Annotated in this window: 25 protein-coding genes; 7 read left to right on the forward strand and 18 right to left on the reverse strand. The window is 63.6% G+C overall.

All coding sequences use genetic code 11. From position 1 onward, the window contains the following. Positions 1-36 precede the first annotated feature (36 nt). From WG900_RS01790 to WG900_RS01855, 14 genes are all read right to left on the reverse strand, one after another. A complete protein-coding gene (locus WG900_RS01790; protein ID WP_339964240.1) occupies positions 37-231 on the reverse strand; it encodes a hypothetical protein in 195 nt (64 codons plus the stop codon). Next, the gene (locus WG900_RS01795) at positions 231-974 is read right to left on the reverse strand and encodes a hypothetical protein (protein WP_339964242.1); all 744 of its coding nucleotides are present in this window, start codon (positions 972-974) and stop codon (positions 231-233) included. Before WG900_RS01795 ends, WG900_RS01790 begins: the two co-directional genes overlap by 1 nt. Further along, complete coding sequence (locus tag WG900_RS01800) at positions 974-1159, reverse strand: hypothetical protein (protein ID WP_339964244.1); 186 nt, start codon at positions 1157-1159, stop codon at positions 974-976. Before WG900_RS01800 ends, WG900_RS01795 begins: the two co-directional genes overlap by 1 nt. Further along, complete coding sequence (locus WG900_RS01805) at positions 1156-1422, reverse strand: acyl carrier protein (RefSeq protein ID WP_339964246.1); 267 nt, start codon at positions 1420-1422, stop codon at positions 1156-1158. The genes WG900_RS01800 and WG900_RS01805 overlap by 4 nt, the downstream gene beginning before the upstream one ends. Further along, positions 1419-1685, reverse strand: coding sequence for a hypothetical protein (locus WG900_RS01810; RefSeq protein WP_339964247.1), 267 nt, complete (start codon positions 1683-1685; stop codon positions 1419-1421). Before WG900_RS01810 ends, WG900_RS01805 begins: the two co-directional genes overlap by 4 nt. Beyond that, positions 1682-1924: a hypothetical protein gene (locus tag WG900_RS01815; protein ID WP_339964248.1), complete on the reverse strand. Its 243-nt coding sequence runs from the start codon at positions 1922-1924 to the stop codon at positions 1682-1684. The genes WG900_RS01810 and WG900_RS01815 overlap by 4 nt, the downstream gene beginning before the upstream one ends. Beyond that, positions 1924-2067 carry a hypothetical protein gene (locus tag WG900_RS01820; protein ID WP_339964249.1) on the reverse strand — a complete coding sequence of 48 codons (144 nt, stop codon included), beginning with the start codon at positions 2065-2067 and terminating at the stop codon, positions 1924-1926. Before WG900_RS01820 ends, WG900_RS01815 begins: the two co-directional genes overlap by 1 nt. Further along, on the reverse strand, positions 2064-2510 hold the full coding sequence (locus tag WG900_RS01825; protein WP_339964250.1) for a hypothetical protein: 447 nt from the start codon (positions 2508-2510) through the stop codon (positions 2064-2066). The genes WG900_RS01820 and WG900_RS01825 overlap by 4 nt, the downstream gene beginning before the upstream one ends. Beyond that, a complete protein-coding gene (locus WG900_RS01830; RefSeq protein ID WP_339964251.1) occupies positions 2507-2716 on the reverse strand; it encodes a hypothetical protein in 210 nt (69 codons plus the stop codon). The genes WG900_RS01825 and WG900_RS01830 overlap by 4 nt, the downstream gene beginning before the upstream one ends. A gap of 27 nt (positions 2717-2743) precedes the next feature. Next, positions 2744-2959, reverse strand: coding sequence for a hypothetical protein (locus WG900_RS01835; RefSeq protein ID WP_339964252.1), 216 nt, complete (start codon positions 2957-2959; stop codon positions 2744-2746). A gap of 13 nt (positions 2960-2972) precedes the next feature. Beyond that, positions 2973-5684, reverse strand: coding sequence for a toprim domain-containing protein (locus WG900_RS01840; RefSeq protein WP_339964253.1), 2712 nt, complete (start codon positions 5682-5684; stop codon positions 2973-2975). Positions 5685-5778: 94 nt separating this feature from the next. Beyond that, positions 5779-6177, reverse strand: coding sequence for an Ogr/Delta-like zinc finger protein (locus tag WG900_RS01845; protein WP_339964254.1), 399 nt, complete (start codon positions 6175-6177; stop codon positions 5779-5781). Positions 6178-6180: 3 nt separating this feature from the next. Further along, positions 6181-6630: a hypothetical protein gene (locus WG900_RS01850; protein ID WP_339964255.1), complete on the reverse strand. Its 450-nt coding sequence runs from the start codon at positions 6628-6630 to the stop codon at positions 6181-6183. Between the two features lie 166 nt (positions 6631-6796). Then, a complete protein-coding gene (locus WG900_RS01855; protein WP_339964256.1) occupies positions 6797-7072 on the reverse strand; it encodes a transcriptional regulator in 276 nt (91 codons plus the stop codon). Here WG900_RS01855 and WG900_RS01860 point away from each other — a divergent pair. The 7 genes from WG900_RS01860 (at position 7071) to WG900_RS01890 (ending at position 10080) form a co-directional block, all read left to right on the forward strand. Continuing rightward, complete coding sequence (locus WG900_RS01860) at positions 7071-7835, forward strand: XRE family transcriptional regulator (protein ID WP_339964257.1); 765 nt, start codon at positions 7071-7073, stop codon at positions 7833-7835. The two genes, WG900_RS01855 and WG900_RS01860, sit on opposite strands and share 2 nt — an antisense overlap. A gap of 29 nt (positions 7836-7864) precedes the next feature. Next, the gene (locus tag WG900_RS01865; RefSeq protein ID WP_339964258.1) at positions 7865-8242 is read left to right on the forward strand and encodes an HIRAN domain-containing protein; all 378 of its coding nucleotides are present in this window, start codon (positions 7865-7867) and stop codon (positions 8240-8242) included. An 11-nt stretch (positions 8243-8253) separates the two neighbouring features. Continuing rightward, the gene (locus WG900_RS01870; protein WP_339964260.1) at positions 8254-8595 is read left to right on the forward strand and encodes a TM2 domain-containing protein; all 342 of its coding nucleotides are present in this window, start codon (positions 8254-8256) and stop codon (positions 8593-8595) included. Then, positions 8595-9074, forward strand: a complete 480-nt coding sequence (locus WG900_RS01875) for a hypothetical protein (RefSeq protein WP_339964261.1) — start codon at positions 8595-8597, stop codon at positions 9072-9074. Before WG900_RS01870 ends, WG900_RS01875 begins: the two co-directional genes overlap by 1 nt. Before the next feature lie 130 nt (positions 9075-9204). After that, positions 9205-9501, forward strand: a complete 297-nt coding sequence (locus WG900_RS01880) for a hypothetical protein (protein ID WP_339964262.1) — start codon at positions 9205-9207, stop codon at positions 9499-9501. Beyond that, on the forward strand, positions 9494-9913 hold the full coding sequence (locus WG900_RS01885; protein ID WP_339964263.1) for a hypothetical protein: 420 nt from the start codon (positions 9494-9496) through the stop codon (positions 9911-9913). Before WG900_RS01880 ends, WG900_RS01885 begins: the two co-directional genes overlap by 8 nt. Beyond that, a complete protein-coding gene (locus WG900_RS01890) occupies positions 9910-10080 on the forward strand; it encodes a hypothetical protein (protein ID WP_339964264.1) in 171 nt (56 codons plus the stop codon). The genes WG900_RS01885 and WG900_RS01890 overlap by 4 nt, the downstream gene beginning before the upstream one ends. A 22-nt stretch (positions 10081-10102) precedes the next feature. On the opposite strand, the gene WG900_RS01895 is transcribed toward WG900_RS01890, so the two are convergent. From WG900_RS01895 to WG900_RS01910, 4 genes are all read right to left on the reverse strand, one after another. After that, positions 10103-10912, reverse strand: coding sequence for an IS1595 family transposase (locus WG900_RS01895; protein WP_339964265.1), 810 nt, complete (start codon positions 10910-10912; stop codon positions 10103-10105). A gap of 79 nt (positions 10913-10991) precedes the next feature. Continuing rightward, positions 10992-11993 carry a contractile injection system protein, VgrG/Pvc8 family gene (locus WG900_RS01900; RefSeq protein ID WP_339964267.1) on the reverse strand — a complete coding sequence of 334 codons (1002 nt, stop codon included), beginning with the start codon at positions 11991-11993 and terminating at the stop codon, positions 10992-10994. Continuing rightward, positions 11990-12376 carry a phage tail protein gene (locus tag WG900_RS01905; RefSeq protein ID WP_339964268.1) on the reverse strand — a complete coding sequence of 129 codons (387 nt, stop codon included), beginning with the start codon at positions 12374-12376 and terminating at the stop codon, positions 11990-11992. The genes WG900_RS01900 and WG900_RS01905 overlap by 4 nt, the downstream gene beginning before the upstream one ends. After that, positions 12369-16166 (reverse strand): phage tail tape measure protein, encoded by a 3798-nt coding sequence (locus WG900_RS01910; protein ID WP_339964269.1) that lies wholly within the window; start codon positions 16164-16166, stop codon positions 12369-12371. The genes WG900_RS01905 and WG900_RS01910 overlap by 8 nt, the downstream gene beginning before the upstream one ends.

The following is a 16166-nucleotide window of genomic DNA, read 5'->3' on the forward strand; positions in this document are numbered from 1 at the left end:
CGTTTCGGGGCAACCATCTGCGCGACATGGGTTTGCTCAATCGAGTTGCACGTCTTCGTCGATGGGCGAATCGGTGGCGGTGCGGCGGAACAAAACGTCGATCCGGCCTGCCTCGTCAATAGTCAGGCGCACTTCCTCGAACCCAGCCTTGCCCGCGCCGCGCAGCATCCGGTCGACCTCTGACTGGCGGAGCCGGGCGCGCGGGCGTTGAGAAAGGTCGCGGGTGGGCATCACAAGGGGAGTTCACGATCGAGGAGACGTTCGAGAGTGGGGTTTGGTTTCTTGAACGGACGCAGGTTCAGGCGGCGCGGCCATGCGTAAATCCTTTCCTGCGCGGCTTCACCGAACTGGCGAGCGATTGCGGCGGCGAGGCCGGGGTAGGTTTGGGAGCGCTTGCGGGCGCGGTCGGGGCCGGGTGGTTCGCGGTGGACCGCGCTCCATGCCTTGTGCTCCGGGGTGCCGGGCTTTGGCGGTGTCAGTCGGTTGGTCGCCATGAGCGGCGGCAGGCCGACCAGTTCGAGGCCGGTGGCCTTGAAAAAGGGATCGCCGAACCACCATGGCTGGACGAATTGCGCTTTGCCGCGACCGGTGGCCTTGATCGCATGCCGGTGCATGACGGGGTTTTCGATCGCGCGGCAGGGGATATCGCCCTGATCGCGGACGGCGCGGTAGAAGGTGGCAGCCTCACCCAGATCGCGCCAGCGCTGGGGATCGGGGCCATTGACCTTTCTGCCGCCAATGTAGAGCCATTTTGCGCCCGAATTGCACAGCACTGTGCAGGGCGGGTGCATCACGGCGAGCAGATCCCAGCCATCGTCAAGGTGCTGCAGAAGATCGCCGCGGATATGCCGGTTGCTGCCATCATCCGCCGGTTCGATATCGCAGGACCATGCATCATGGCCGAGCGCCTCGAAGGCCCGGCGGACGACGCCGGAGCGCTCGCAGCCGATCAGGACGCGAAGAGGCCGGGCCATCACTGGATCAAAACCCAGTCGAGGGCTTCATCACCATCGCAAGGAGCGGGGGTGCAATCAGCGATGTTGGCTTCGAATAGTTCGATGAAGCCAGGGTGATCGAATTGGGTCCGGATGACCTTGCAGTCGAGCAGAGCGCGGTAGGCTTGGTGCGCTTCGGGCGAAAAGACAGGGGAGAGCTTCATGCCGCCACCGCCGTTTTCGGGTTCAGCCGCGCTTCGATGGCTCGGCAGATGTCGGCGACGGTGCGCCAGGACAGTTCCTCATCAGTCGCGAATTCGATGCCGAAGCCTTCTTCCAGATCGAAGGCGAGGAAGTGCAGGTCGATGGGTGTCCAGCCGAGATCGCCGGCAAGAACGGAGTGAGGCTCGATCGCTCCTGCCTTGGGGCAGCCGCATTGCTGGGCGCGCCCGATGACCTGGACGATGATATCTTGGGACGGGGTCAAATCGGGTCTCCCGGTTGCTGTTCGGCTTCGATGCGGTCGATGGCGGCGCAGATCAGGGCACCGGCTTGGGCGAGCTTGCGGATCGCGTGTTGTTCCCAGCCTTCCCGCCGGAAATGCAGATCCTCGATCGCCTGGGTGAGGTAGCGTTGCGCCTCCAGCGGCAGGTGCCGGATCGGCAGGGCGCGGTCCGCCTCGGGGCTGTGGCCGAACTTTTCGACCTGACGGGCGCGTTCGGCGGCGATGAGATCGAGCGGGGCAGTCATGACCGCGCTGCCGTTTCGATCCGCTGGTTGTGCGGAAGGCGGGGTGGGCCGGGCTTGCGAACGCGCGGGCAATTCACGGCGCGCCACTGGCGGTGGTATTCGCGGTTTGCGAGGATATCGGCCTCGGCCTGTTCGTCCGGGGTTAGGCGGCGGGTGCGCCGGATGGCGTCCAGTTCCGCCCGCCGCTCGCGATAGGCTTCGTTCCTCGCCATGCGTCGACCGGTGGCGCGCCGGGCCATCAGAACAGCCCCGTGGGCAGGCAGCCCAGCGCGCGGCACTGGAGGTAGCCGGAGAGACACCGTTCGAAGAGGTGCATCATGCCGCCGACCAGCACGGCTGTGCCGATGGCATTGGCGATATCCTTGGGTCCGAGAGCAATCATGCTGCTTTCCTTTCCGTCGATCTGTTCTGTGAATTCGGGGCCGCATCGAGGTGCAGGCGCAGGGTGCGGATGACGTCTTCCTGGCGGAGAAGTTCGGGCCGCTGGGCACCGCCGCCGCCAAGCCGGGAGAGCTCGCTGCGAATGCGTCGGAGCGAGAGGTCCACGGCATCGCAGGTGATCGCGCGCGCCGCGTCGGAGATGCCGAGGGCGTAGGGCATGGCCCGCTGGCCATCGCCGCGCGGCAGGCAGTTCCACGTCCATTCGAGGAAGAGCATCTGCCAGCCTTCGATATCGCGGGCGGCGGTGGCTTCATCGATCGAGCCGCTGGCGATCATGGCGGGGTAGGATTCGCGGCGGCGTTCGAGCGCGGTGGCGCACTGGTCGCGCAGATGCTCGGCAGTGACGCGCTCTGCCGTGTTGGCAATGGTCACGGAGCCGGTCACGCTGCCATCGCCGGGCGCTGGCGCTGGCGCCGGAGAGGGCGGGCGGCAGCCAGCTCGCGCGCTGGAATGCCGGCCGCCGTACAATCGTTGCACCAGGCCATGCCGCTGGCGCTGCTCCAGCCGATGGGCATCACCGGGTTGCTGGTGTTGTGGCTGGCACCGCAGCTCGAGCATTCGAAGACGGTGGTCTGGGCGGGCTTGTTCATCGGTGGTCCTTTCAGCGCGGGGGTTGGTCAGCGGGGGCAAAACTGGGAGATCACGGCGGCGAGGCCGGTGACCGCGATCAGCGTCAGCAGCACCGCATCGACGCGTGCCTTGGCCAGCCAGACGCGAGTGCAGGGCTGCCGGGCACGGCGGCGGTTGAGGATCGGATCGTCGCTGCAATCCCAGCAGGGACAGTCTGCCGGGTGGATCGTCTGCGAGCGGGCATGGGTGAGGATGCGGGGCACGGATGGTCCTCCTTCAGATCACGGGTTTGGAAGTGACAGGACTTTCGAAGACCCAGCAGTGGCGCTTCTTGCCGTCCGCGCAGTTCACCGGCTTGGCGGCGACGAACTTGTAGGTTTTCGAATGGGGCAGCAGCTTGTGCAGCTGGGGCATGTCGATCATCGACAGGCCGCGCGAGCGGGCGCGATCCTCGAAGTGCGACATGTTGATCGCGATCAGGCCGTTTTCTGCCTTGCGGTGCTGGTTGAGCGGGCGCTCCGCTTCGTCAGTTTCAAGGCTGTCGAGGTATTCGACCTGTTCCCAGAAGCGGCGCACCAGCGGATGGTCCGCGCCGGAGGACTGCTGGCGATCGAGCGCCATCCAATCGATCAGCTTGCGGGTCTCGGCGATCCATTCATCGCGCACCGGCAGCAGGGTCTTGAGAGCGTCGAGCGCGGCGGCAAGCTGGCTGTGGCACTTGATGGCGCGCGAGTTGTGCAGATCCTTGACCCGCTTCGGCATGGCCTCTTCGTGGCGGGGAAACTGGCGGAAGAAGCTTTCCAGCCATGCCTTTTCGTTGCGGGCAGCGTGAACGATGAAACCGGAGCATTGCTCGATCGGCCAGCTTTCAATCCGGAGCGCGGCGGCGCGGGTGGCTTCGTTCCATCCGGCTTTGTCGATGGGGAACGACATCAGGCGTTCGAGCACGGCATCGATGGCGTCGATGCGTTCGTTCTGCATGAGGAGGATTGAGCCGAGGAAGGGCGGTTCGTGGGTTTCGGTGCCGCTGTTCTTCACGCCGATCGCGCGGGGGCTGCGACCGTTGTAGAGGGTCAGCAGTTCGGAATAATCGAATTGCCGGCCATTGCCCTTCTGGTTTTCACGCTTCGATTCCATCAGCACGATGGGCAGGTTGGCGACCTTTGCAAAGTTGCGCGCAGCGCCGGTGGCGGTGCCCTGCGATGGGTCGAAGCCTTCGTAGCCATCGCGTCCGCACAGCCGCCAGAGGAACTCGATCAGGGTGGACTTGCCGGATCCCGGCGGGCCGGTGATCTCGAGGAAGCCGAGCGACTTGTGCTTTGCGCGGATCTGCTGGGCAAAAAGGCTGGCGGTCCAGAAGGCGAGGGTGACGAAGCCGCGCGGACCCCATGCGGTCCAGATATCCTGCAACCATGTGGCTTCGCCGTCCGGTCCACGCGCGAGGCTCGCGGCGAAAGCATCGGGATCATAGACAATTCCGCCGAGCAGCCGTTCCGTAGTGCGCAGCTTCACCGAAGTGCGGCCGATCTCGAAGTAGCTTTCCTTGTTGATCGGGATGACCCGGCCATCGGACACGGCGATGTCGCCCAGCACCCAGGCATTGTGCGCGGCGGAATATCCGGTGGCGTGGACGGGCTCGACGGTCTTGAGGGTGCGGGTCTGCCCGCGCATCAGCCGGTCAAGCTGCTCCTGCGATCCGCTCCACATGCCGGAGAAGGCGAAGAGACGCTTCTTGAATTCGCCGCTGGCAGAGCAGCAGGCGGCAGTGAAGCGCGCCTTGGCGGTGGGCTGGGCGTTGGGGAAATCGACGCGGATGAAATAGTTCGATTCGTCGGCCGCTTCGTCGCGTTCGCGGTAGAGGATCCGGAAGTCGCAGTTGCAGATTTCCTCGATCGCGAGGTCGCTGCTTTCGGCTTCCTTGTCGTAGACCTGTTTGGCCCAGTAGATCTTGTTGCCGAACCGGAGCTCGAAGCTGCGCAGCTTGGTCTTGTCGGCGATCAGCAGGGCCTTGGCCCTTGCGGTCTCGGCAATTGTGACCGCGCCGTTGAACAGGTAGAGGTCGAGCGACTGTTCGGAGAACGGGGCCTTTTCGGGTTCGTCCTTCCAGCCGATGTGGCGCAGGCCGAGGTCGTTCCAGTCGAGCTTGTTGCCTTCGCCGTCCGGGCGGACCTGCGCGGCGGTGGCGTTCCAGCCTTCCTTGCGCGCCCGCTTCACATGGTCGCGGCATGCCTTGATCCCGGCAGGGCCGACATCGTAGGCGAAGACCAGGCGTGGGCGGTCCTTGCGGCTCTTGAGCAGGCAGGCCTGAGCGAGCTCGGCGAGGAAGTGTTCGGGGTAGTTGTTGGTCGACATCGCCGAAACGGCGGTGCGCAGCGCGATCTTGGCCTTGGCATCGCCGGCGGGAAAGCACTGGCGGGTCATACAGGCATCGAAGATACCTTCCTGCACCCAGATTTCGTCGATCTCGGCGAGCTTCTCGTAGCTGTCCGCCGGGTGCATCCAGCAATAGCCGGCATAGCTGGCGCCGAATTTGAAGTTGGCTTTCTTGTCGAACCTGCCCGGGCGATCGATGATGCGTTCCCACCACGATCCGCCGGGCAGTTCGAAGCGCACCGTGGCGCTGCCGATGTTGCGCTTACGGTCCTGAAACCATTCCTGGCTGAAGGCCCCGCGCAGGCCGGTAAGATCGAGGCCGCGCTCATACCGGAGGTAGGCATCGGCGGTGGCGTTGGGATCTTGCTCGGTCGCCGGGGCGCGCTTGGTCCAGTCCTCGAACAGTTCGGGCAGGACGGATTTGACCGTGTCGTCATAGCCGCAGTTGTCCTGCCGGTCGCATTTCAGGACGCGCGGGTTTTCGGAATGGCACCACAGCGTATGCTTGCCGCAGCCGGGGCAGGTGCCCTGCTGCCAGTACTTGCCGGTGCGCTTTTTGAAGTTGAACTTCTTCTGCAGCGCCTCGGCGATCTTGGTGGCGAATCCGGCTTCCACGTTTTTCCAGTCTTCAGGTTGCGACGATCCGGCTGCCGCATCGCGTGAGGCGGCAGGGATCGGTCCGGTCTTGTTCGGGCAGGCTCTTGGGCAGTCAGGCTGCAGCAGCAGCGCAGGTGTCAGGCGGTTCGTTCATCTTGCCGGGCAGGGGCTGGGCTTCATCGAAAAGGATCAGCTGGTTCGGGTCAGGCAGCGGTGCTGGCGGTCCTGCCGGGTAGATGTGGCGGACGAATTCGGGCGGTGCCTGGGGCAGCATCAGATCCGGCCGGCTGATTGCCGATGGGCTGATCGTGTAAGTGAACGACAGCTGCATCTTGAAGGTGTGGCCGCAGCCGATGTTGAGGCACATGCACCACAGGTTCTTGACCAGCTCGGTCTCCTGATCGCTGTCGCGTATCCCGGCGTCATGGTTGCAGACTGGGCAGACGATGGTGCCTCGGCGCAAGCGGGTGGTGACCCCATTGCGGTTGGCGATTAACCCTTCCCCCGACATCGATCAGTTCCCCCTGTCAGTCAGCGCGGCGAGTGCCTGTGTGAGGATTTCGATGGCTTCCTCGGTCTCGGCGGTGGCGGCGCGGAGCAGGGCAGGATCGTCATCGTGGCCAGAGACCGAGACCAGTGCGGCAATCGCCTCGCCGGTTTCGCGGGCGCTGCTGGCGACCAGCGCGGCAAGCTGCGAGACCTGTCCTTCACGGGCAGCGGCGATATCGAGGCGCAGGGCATAGAGGCGGTGGAACGGCGCGTGATCGCCGCCGGCGGCGAGGTAGGCCTTGTCGAGCCGTTCGGCGTCGATCAGGCGGATTTCGGTCTCCGCATCGGGGTCCGACCAATAACGCACGGCGCGCTCGGTTACGCCACAGATCGCACCGCAGCGGTCCCACCCGATCAGGGCGGCAACGCGGGTGAGGGCGCGGTGATAGGTCAGGGGTTCGCGGCGCTTGGTCATGCTGCGCCCCGCTTCGAAACTGCGAATGTTTGGAAAGAGACATTTCCGGTGCGCTGCGATAGCCCGGAAAAAGAGGCCGGACGGGCTGTGTGTCGGAAGCCCGTCCGGCCAGTTGAACGCGCGAGGGGCCTAACCGCACGCGTCGGGAGAGAGGGAGCGGCGACCATCACCGAAGGCCTGCCACGCGGCGATCGATGCCGTAGAAGCGGTCACCGGTGGCGGGGAGGCCCATCGGGTAAATGTCAGGGCGCAACCAGTGGCGGGAAACGCTAGTTGCACCCTCAACGAGCAGGACATGCTCCGCCGGAAGGCGCTTTGAGCTTTGCAGCCATTTCCAGACGGCCGTTTGCGAAACTTTGCAAAGGTCGGCCAGGGCTTGCTGCGAACCCATCGCTTTCACGGCGGCTTCGAGGGCTTCGTAAGGGGTAAGGACTAAACTCATGGCTGTTGATTACAACCAAAGTTTTAGAGCAGTCAACAGGAAAAAGTTTAGAGCGGATTATTACCATGGTTGTAAGGTCGCCCCCATGTTCCGGGGCGACCGATTAGAGGCACTCTTGCTGCTGCGCGGTATTTCGCAAAGCGAGCTCGCGCGCCGGGTCGGCATAAGCCAGGCGTCGATCTGGAAGCTGACGAAGGAGCCGGCACAAGGCTCGAAGCACATTCACAAAATCGCGCGGGAACTGGGCACTTCCCCTGAATATCTGATGGGCGAAAGCGATATCGAGGACGGTCCAACGCCGGGGGAGAGCCGCCTAGCCTTCCGCGGTGCCGAACCGGAGCCGCCTCCCAATCCGGACCTTGTCGAGATCGACGAGATCGACCTTCGCTTCGGCATGGGCGGAACATATCTCGACGAGCATGTGAACGCGGAGCCCCGGCAGTTCTCGCGGGCATGGCTGAAGAATTTCACCAAGGCTGCCCCCGAACATCTGGTCTGGACGATCGGCGACGGGGATTCGATGGAGCCGACAATTCGCAGCGGTGAGGTCATCCTGATCGACAAGTCCCAGACCAAGCCGCTTATGGGCGACGGGATATGGGCAGCGGCCTTTGGTGAAATCGGGATCGTCAAACGCCTGCTCCCGATGCCAGATGGCACGGTGCAGATCCACAGCGACAATCCGTTGGTCCGGCCCCAGGTGGCAACGGATGGCGAACTCCACATAATCGGCCGCGTCATCGCGGTGGTGCGGCGACTTTGAGCGCGACAGTGCGAACGCGGCTGCCCGCTATGTCACTTGCCGTGGTGGGAGGGCGCTTCCTCAATGCCAATGGCAGCAGCCGCCAATTCGAAACGATGCTTTGTGATCCCGGCGAGCGGGTCGACCTGCGTCCGGAGCCGAAGAACCCGCACGATCCGCGAGCGGTTGCGGTTTTCTCGGCGCGTGGCCAGCAGATCGGATACCTCACCGCCGAGCGCTGCGGACGGATTGGCGCGCTGATCCAGTCAGGCAGGGAATGGCGCGCGGTGTTTCAGGCGCCGACGAACTTTGGCGCATGGATCCGGATTGCCTTCGATGGCGAAGAGCCAGTTGTCACAGGGGAATTGCCAGGTCTTGAAACGTCAGAACGGGACTGGTGGCCGGACGATGCCTGGCCTGAGGAATGAAGGGGCAAATAATGAGCATTTCAGCCAGTGAACAAGCGCCGGACCAAGCGCCAAGCCCATCGCCGGGCCGGCTGTCTGATACGCAGAGGATGTTGATTGAGCAGCGCGTCGCAAACGACAAGCCCAGTACCGGGGTTGCATACCTGCTGTGCCTGTTCTTGGGGCCGCTTGGTGCGCACCGGTTTTACCTCGGCGCGACGGGCACCGGCATTGTCATGCTGATCCTCAGCCTGACTTTCTTCGGGCTCATCATTTCCGGCCCGTGGGCTTTCATCGACCTGTTCCTGATTCCGGGGATCATCAGCGGCAAGGTTGATGCGATGCGGCAGCGCCTGGCCTTTGAGGCGATGTAATGAAGAGACTGATCTTAAGCACTGTTTTATTGATGGCGGCATGCGGAACTGGTGCTCCAACTTCGGCGCGGTTTACGGAGATTCAAGCCGACAGCGGCGTCAACGTCTGGACGGAAATCGAGATAAAGGCGGGGGCCTTCACGCACCCTGGCATCGTCGAGGAAATCGCGAAGCTGGAGACCGCGCTGCAAGCGGACATTGCCAGTGGCAAGGTCAAATCCGGCCCGCAGGTCGAGTACGTCCAGTCCCTCATTTTCGTCGACACCGCATCCGAAAACCACCGAAAATTCGGCGCGCTCCGCTTTCCGATTGCAGCTTTCAAGAGCGCGCAGGCGTCAATCGAACCTGGCGCCATCCTCAATGCAGCCGATATGGTCCAGCTGGCACCCGGGACCGGTGCTTCGCAGGCGTATTGCAGCGACAGTGAGCGCCGCAACAAGGCTTCGAGTTTCTGCTCGCTGGTCGATGTGGCCGAGTAGAGGGGGCACGTCATTATGAACCGCAGAGCCTTCACAATGTCGCTTTGGCGTCTATCCCCTTGGCATACGGATTTGACTCGCAAATCAGTGCAAGGCAGGGTTCTGCATCGAATCAAGTGGGCGGATATAAATGACTAATGACGGAGAAGAGGTCGATTTGGTGGGCAACGAGGTACCGTGCATCACAACGCCACTAGACGTTGAAACCATGATCGTAGATGGGATCAAAGGGGTGGCGGTTGCTGCCAATTCTGTTCGGCTGTCGTTCATTGAAAACGTCCTCGACACCAACGCCGCAGCAAGCACCGCTGAGAGCATCAAGGCACGTCATGTAGTGAACCTAGCGATGGACCATTCTGGGTTCAAAGCTATAATGGAACTCCTTAATCGCGTACTTGCCGATATGCAGGCGCGTGAGGATGGCTGAGCCCATTGTTGATGGAAACGTCGTATATACAGATTTTGCTGGAAATTCTGGCGGCGAGACCTATGTTAACACCACCTTCGGCGGTGGCCGAGGAGGAGCACCAATGGACCCTATGGTACCCTTGAAAGATTATGTAGACGCCCGTGATGAGGCAGTGGAAACCCGCGTCAACGGAAGGTTGGACAAGCTGCCCACGAAGGGGACAGTGTGGGGCGCGGTAGCAACTGGCATCGGACTCCTGCTTGCGGCGCTAGCATTTGGTGGCGACCGTTTTGACGGTGGCGTAGGTGCGTCTGGATTGTTGAGGGGGCAGGCTGAAAAGCAAGCAGAAACGGATGCCTCGCAGGACGCCAAGCTGCTAGTTATGGATCAGAAACTCGACATTTTGATTAAGCAGACTGCGGATAAATGAGTACGCTCCGACATGCCCGCGAGCTTGGCGAACTGGATCAGTTCGCCAAGGATCATGAAGCCGACGCCCCCGGCGATGAAGCCGCGTTCAACGCGACTTTGAAGTCGATGGCCGGAAAGTCGAAAGCAGTTCTGGAAGCATGGACTCCGGACGCTCCCGACGATTGAAGCGATATTCGAATTCCTTGGCCTAGCGGACAAGATACTTCGGGCTGACGCTGGTGTGAGTGCCTTGGATTGAGCATTTTAGGTGCCGCCAGAAGCCTTCGATAGCATTGATCGAAACCGTCGCCGCAAGCCGCCAGTCGTAATAGGCATACTCTTCCGCGCCGTGGTTGACAGTCGCATGACGATAGCCCGCCACAGCAAGGCCGCGATAGCTGTTCAGTTCGTCGGTGTGGACGACGCCGCCGGTCGCCATGTTGTTCTCCACGAAGGGCTGTAGGGTCGCCTTGCGCTGGTTCGGGACAACCTGCGTCACCACTTCGCCGCCGCGCTCCATAGCGCCGATCAGGACCGTCTTTGCAGCCGATCCGCGATTGTGTTTGCCGCGCTTCACTCCGCCAATCAGTGTTTCGTCGATTTCAACATGGGTGCCAGCGCCGCCGATCATATCGTCGCCGTCAACATCGGCCATGTGCTGGCGGATCAAACCGGCCATGCGCCATGCCGTCTTGTAGGTCACCCCAAGCTGGCGCTGCAATTCCTTGGCGCTGACACCGTGCCGCGTGGTGGTGAACAGGTGGATCGCAAAGAACCAGAATTGCAGCGGCGTCCGAGTCTGCTCGAACGGCGTCCCTACAGTCGGGTGTAGGTGATGGCCGCACCACTGGCAGGAGTAGGCGCGCTCTGCCTTGATCCGATACCAGTTCGAAGGGCGCTCGCATGACGGGCAAGCGAAGCCTTGTCCGAAGCGCACATTGAACAGATGATTGAGGCAGGTTTCGTCGTCAGGAAACTGGCGAAAGAACTGCGTCGTGGTGAGGGGTTTCTGTGCCACGCACCATCATATACACGGTTAGTTCTACGTATGCAAAGGGGATACATGCCGCGATTTTTAGGGAGGTAAGAAGACGCTTCTACTTCGTGCTCTCAAGCTCGATCGATGTGCCGAAGCCGCCGCTCCCTTCGAGCTTGTGCGTCACTTCCTTGACCAGCCAGGTGATGCCATCGATCTCGGTGTCGAAGTCCTGCAACACCGCCTTGCGGTTGGGCTCGATCGTGGCATCGCCGAGGCCCAGCTCGTAGCTGAAGGTGAACTGCCCGCGCGCGGCCCGTTTGGCTTCGGCCTTGGTGGCGTCCTTTGCTTCGGCCTCGCTGGCGAAGTTGCGCTTGATGCGTTTCGGGTTCTTCGCCTCGCCGTGCTTGACCGTCCGTTTCCGTGCCTCTCCCTTGTCATGCCACTGGGCTTCGGCACCATCGTGGTCTTCGCGATCGGCGATGGTGAAGCTGTAGCTGACATTGCTTTTGCGGGTGAGGGTGATTGCGCCGAGTGACTGGCCGGCGGCGTTGGTATCGCTGCCGATCGGCATGAACAGCAGCTTGCCATCCTTGACCGTGGCGACGGCATCATAGCGCCGGCCGAGATCCCGGACGAAGGCGATGTCGCTTTTTGTGGCCTGTTCGGCGGAAGGGATCTGGATCCCGGCGAGATCGGCGTGAACCTTTGCCTCAAGCCCGTTGGCGCTGGCAACATCGCCGATGATGTCCTGCAAGGTCTTGCCCTTCCAGCCCTTGTCCTTGCGCTTGCGCATGGCACCGGTGAGATCGGCGGAGCGGGCGGTGATCTTCAGAACATCGGGCGGGCCGGACTTGACGATCTGATCGATCTTGAACTTGCCCTTGTCGACCAGTCCCGGGGTGACATCTGGGCCGCTCTTCCATCCGAGCCTGAAAGTGGCGAAAACCCCGCGCTTGATCGGGGCGAGCTGGCCATCGTGGTTGGACAGCGTGATCTCCAGCTCATCGGCACCGTCTTCCAGCTTTTCCGAAAGGGTGAGCGAGATCAGGCGGGGGACGATGGTGGAGGCGTAATCGATCCCGTCCACCACCAGGCTGAAATCAGGGACGTTGTGTTTCATGCGTCGACCCGCTTGAGTTCCACGCTGAAATCCACCGCGCGCGGCAGGCCACCTTCAACGATGTTGCGCCAGCGATCATCGATCGCGGTGATGCGGAAATCACCCAGCACCTGCCCGTTGCCGAGCACCACCGGCCATACTTCGCCGCTGGTAGCCATTTCACGGAGGCTCTCGATATCGCTGAAAGCACCGGCGATCTCGGGCACCAGCACGCCGGAAATGGAGATCGTCTCTTCGCCGGGGCCGAGGTACTGCGCGGCGGCACGGGCGCCGAAGCGTTCGCTTTCGCCCCAGCGCCAGGCAGCGCGGCGGGCAAGATCATCGTAGACCATGCGCGGCAGGCCAAAGACGAACATGCCGATGGTGAGGACTGGCTCATTCATCGCGGTACGCTCCCCGGCGCTGGTTGCCCTGCTGCTGCCGGAGCATGGCAGAGATGCGGCGCGCGAGCGCTTCGCCATCCTCGCCAGGCTGCTGGTAAATGTTGATCGTCACCGGACTGGCTGGCGCGGCCTGCTGCTGGTTAGCACCGGATGCAGGGGCGTTCGCCGGACCTGAGGCCGAGCGGAGCCGCCCGGCGGTGCGCGGCAGCGCCATCGGGGTGCGCTTCTCGGGAACCGGGTTCGCAGAGGCCAAAGGATCCGGCAGGGCTGGCATTCCCGCAAAGCGCGGGGTGACGGTGAGCGAAATCGGCCCGAGTTGCGGCGCGGCAATGTCGCCCAGATCAACCGGGAGTTTGAGCCGACCCAGCTTTGCCGCCAGCCCGGGCAGCGATGGCGGCTCGGCCATATCAATCCCGGCGGAGATGCGCTGTGCGGCAAATGCCGGCATGCGCGGCGCTGCTGGTGGGGCGATGGTCATCCCGGCGCGGAGGGCGGGCAGGGCGGGCAGGCGCGGAGCATCGGGTGCAGCGATTGACACCGGCACCGGTGAGAAGCCGGGCATGGTCGGCAAGCGGGGCGCTGGCGGCGGTGCGATGGTCATCCCGGCGCGGAGGGCGGGCAGGGCGGGCAGGCGCGGAGCATCGGGTGCAGCGATTGACACCGGCACCGGTGAGAAGCCGGGCATGGTCGGCAGGCGGGGCGCTGGCGGCGGTGCGATGGTCATGCCGGCGCGGAGGGCAGGCATGGCCGGCATGCGCGGAGCATCGGGCGCAGCGATTGACACCGGCACTGGCGAGAAGCCCGGCATGGTCGGCAGTCGCGGCGGTGCTGGCGGGGCGATGGTCATCCCGGTGCGAATCGCAGGCAGTGTGGGCATGCGTGGTGCATCGGGCGCAGTGATTGACACCGGCACCGGGGAGAAGCCCGGCATGGTCGGCAGTCGCGGCGCTGCCGGCGGGGCGATGGTCATCCCGGAGCGCAGGGCAGGCAGGGCGGGCATGCGCGGTGCATCGGGCGCAGCGATTGACACTGGCACTGGCGAGAAGCCCGGCATGGTCGGTAGTCGCGGCGGTGCCGGCGGGGCGATGGTCATCCCGGTGCGAATCGCAGGCAGGGTGGGCATGCGTGGTGCATCGGGCGCAGCGATTGACACCGGCACCGGTGAGAAGCCGGGCATAGTCGGCAGTCGCGGCGCTGCCGGCGGGGAGATGGTCATCCCGGAGTGCAGGGCAGGCAGGGCGGGCATGCGCGGAGCATCGGGCGCAGCGATTGACACCGGCACCTGTGAGAAGCCCGGCATGGTCGGCAGTCGCGGCACGGGCGGCGGTGCGATGGTCATCCCGGCGCGCAGGGCGGGCATGGCTGGCAGGCGCGGTGCATCGGGCGCAGCGATCGACAGGGGCAGCGGAGCGAGGTTGGGCAGGGCCGGTGCGGCAAGCGCGGGCACAGCGGGCAGGGTAAAGGCAGCCGCCGTTCCTGCTGCCAGCCGGGCCATTGCGCCCAGCGGCTTGCGACTGCCCTTGTCGATACCGATGGCAAGCCCGTCAGTCATGAACCCGCCGATGCCCATGAACAGCCGGGATGGCGATTTGATGCCGAGGAAGGCCCTGATGTTGGTGATGCCGGCGAGGACAATGGACTTGAGCGCTGCCCAGACCGCACCGGGCGCGGCGCGGATACCGTTCACCAGTCCCTGGATGATCTGCGCGCCGATCGTCACCATCTGCCCCGGCAGTGCGCCCAGCCAGGCAATCCCCGCGCTGAACCCGCTTCGGATCAGTGCCCAGCCTTGCTGGATCCAGCCGAGGCCGATGGCGAAGGCGCCTTTGACGGCTGCCCATCCCGCCGCGATCTTGGCACCTCCAGCGGCGACGGCACCTTTCACCTGATTCCAGTGGGTGGCGACCATGGCCACCATCGTCACCGGATTGAGCGCGGCGAGCGCCCACTGCGCCCACGGGGGCAGGCTCTTGAAGCGATCCGATACGGCGGAGATGCCGCTGGAAACGGCTCCCTTGACCGAAGACCAGCCATTCGAAATCGCGCCCTTGAACGCCTGCCATTTTTCACCCACCCAGGCGACCCCGGCGCTGAAGGCAGCGTTGATCTTGTCCCAGTTGCGATAGATCAGGTGGCCCGCCCCGACCAGCACGGCACCGATGGCGACCACTGCCAGTACCATCGGATTGGCCAGCATCATTGCCCCGGCGCGCATCACGCCCTGCGCCATGAAGATTGAGGCAGTACGCACCATCCCGAAGCCCTGCGCCAGTTTCGGAAACGCCGAGGCGATCGAGCCAAGGGCACGATACTTCTGGAACCAGCCCCATGCCGTGGCCATTGGCCCGAGGATCGCTCCGAAAGCGAATTGCAAGGCGCCAAAGCCGATGCGGGCCATGGCCAGCGTTGCGACAAAGGTCATGAGGCCGCTGGCGAGGCGGGGGTTTGCCTGCGCCCACGCGCCGAAGCCGCCGATCATGCCATTGATGGTTCCGAGGAACTGGGTGGCAGCGGGCAGGACGTTGGTGCCGAGCACGATGGCGGTGCCCTGCAGCTGACCCTTGAAACTAGACCAGGCAACGCTGGCATCGTTCATCTGGCGCTGACTGAAGGCGCGATCGACAGTGCCGCCGGCATTGGAGATGTCGCTCCGGATCTGCCGGTACTTGTCCATGTTCTGGATCAGCGCGAGCAGAGCCATCTGCGCCTGTTGATCTTCAACCAGGAAGGCCAGCTTCTTGGTGTCGCCGCCGGTGGCCTTGTTGGCGACCATGGCAAAGGCCTCCATCGACGTCATGCCCTGCGCCTGAAACTTCTTCATCGCGGCGGGGAGATCGACTTCGAAGTTTTTCTGGAAGGCCTTGATCACCGATGGCGCGTTGATCTTGGCCAACAGGTTCTGGATGTTGTTGCCGGCCTCATCGGCATTGCCAGCGGTGTTCATTGCCACCTGCAGTGCGGCAGTCAGGTCCGCCACAGCGGGAACGCCAGTCTGGCCCAGCGCCTGCATCCGGGCCGTGAGCGCCGGGAACTGTTTGGCCATGTCCTTGACTTCGAAAGCACCGGCGAGCCCACCAGCGGCCATAATATCGAAGGCCTTGCCAGTATCGGCAAGCGACAGCTTGAGATTGTTGACGTTGGCGTAGGCAGCCGCAGCGCCATCGGCGAGATCGACCTTGAAGGCGGTGCCGAGGCGACCGATCGGCTGGGCGAGCTGTGCCGCCTGCCGTGGATCCATGCCGAAGCCGGACAGGACATCAACAGAGGCGCGCATATCCTCTGGCATCTGGTTCGTGGCACGGGCAGCGGCGATGATCCCGGCAGCCATCTTCGCCGTTTCGGCGTTGGTCATTGCCGCCTTCTGCTGGATGTCGACCATGCCGGAGGAGAAATCCATTGCGGCTTTACCGGCGAGGATGATTGGCGCGGCCATGCCAGCGCCCGCAACCATGTTTTCCTGCCCTGCCGACTTATAGGAGTCGGCTTTCGCGTGCATCTTGCCCACGCGGTTATCAATGGCGATCAGGCGCTGGCGTTGCTCGATCGCGCGGTTGTTAGCTTCGATCGCCTTGACCAGTTCGCGTTCGGCCATGAGCAGACCACCCTGCATAGAACCGGCCGCGAGGCGACTGCGAACATCCTTGAGCGTGCCGTCGAGTTCACGCGCCTCGCGCTTCATCTTGGCGAGGGCCTGGGTGCCACTGTCACCCAGGCCCACGATCTTGCGCATTGTGCCGGACAGCTTGTCCATCGCAGCGAACTGGATTGTCAGGGCGAGCTTGCGGTCCAT

Origin of the sequence: Novosphingobium aquae (assembly GCF_037572715.1) — a bacterium.
GTDB classification, from domain to species: Bacteria; Pseudomonadota; Alphaproteobacteria; order Sphingomonadales; family Sphingomonadaceae; genus Novosphingobium; species Novosphingobium aquae.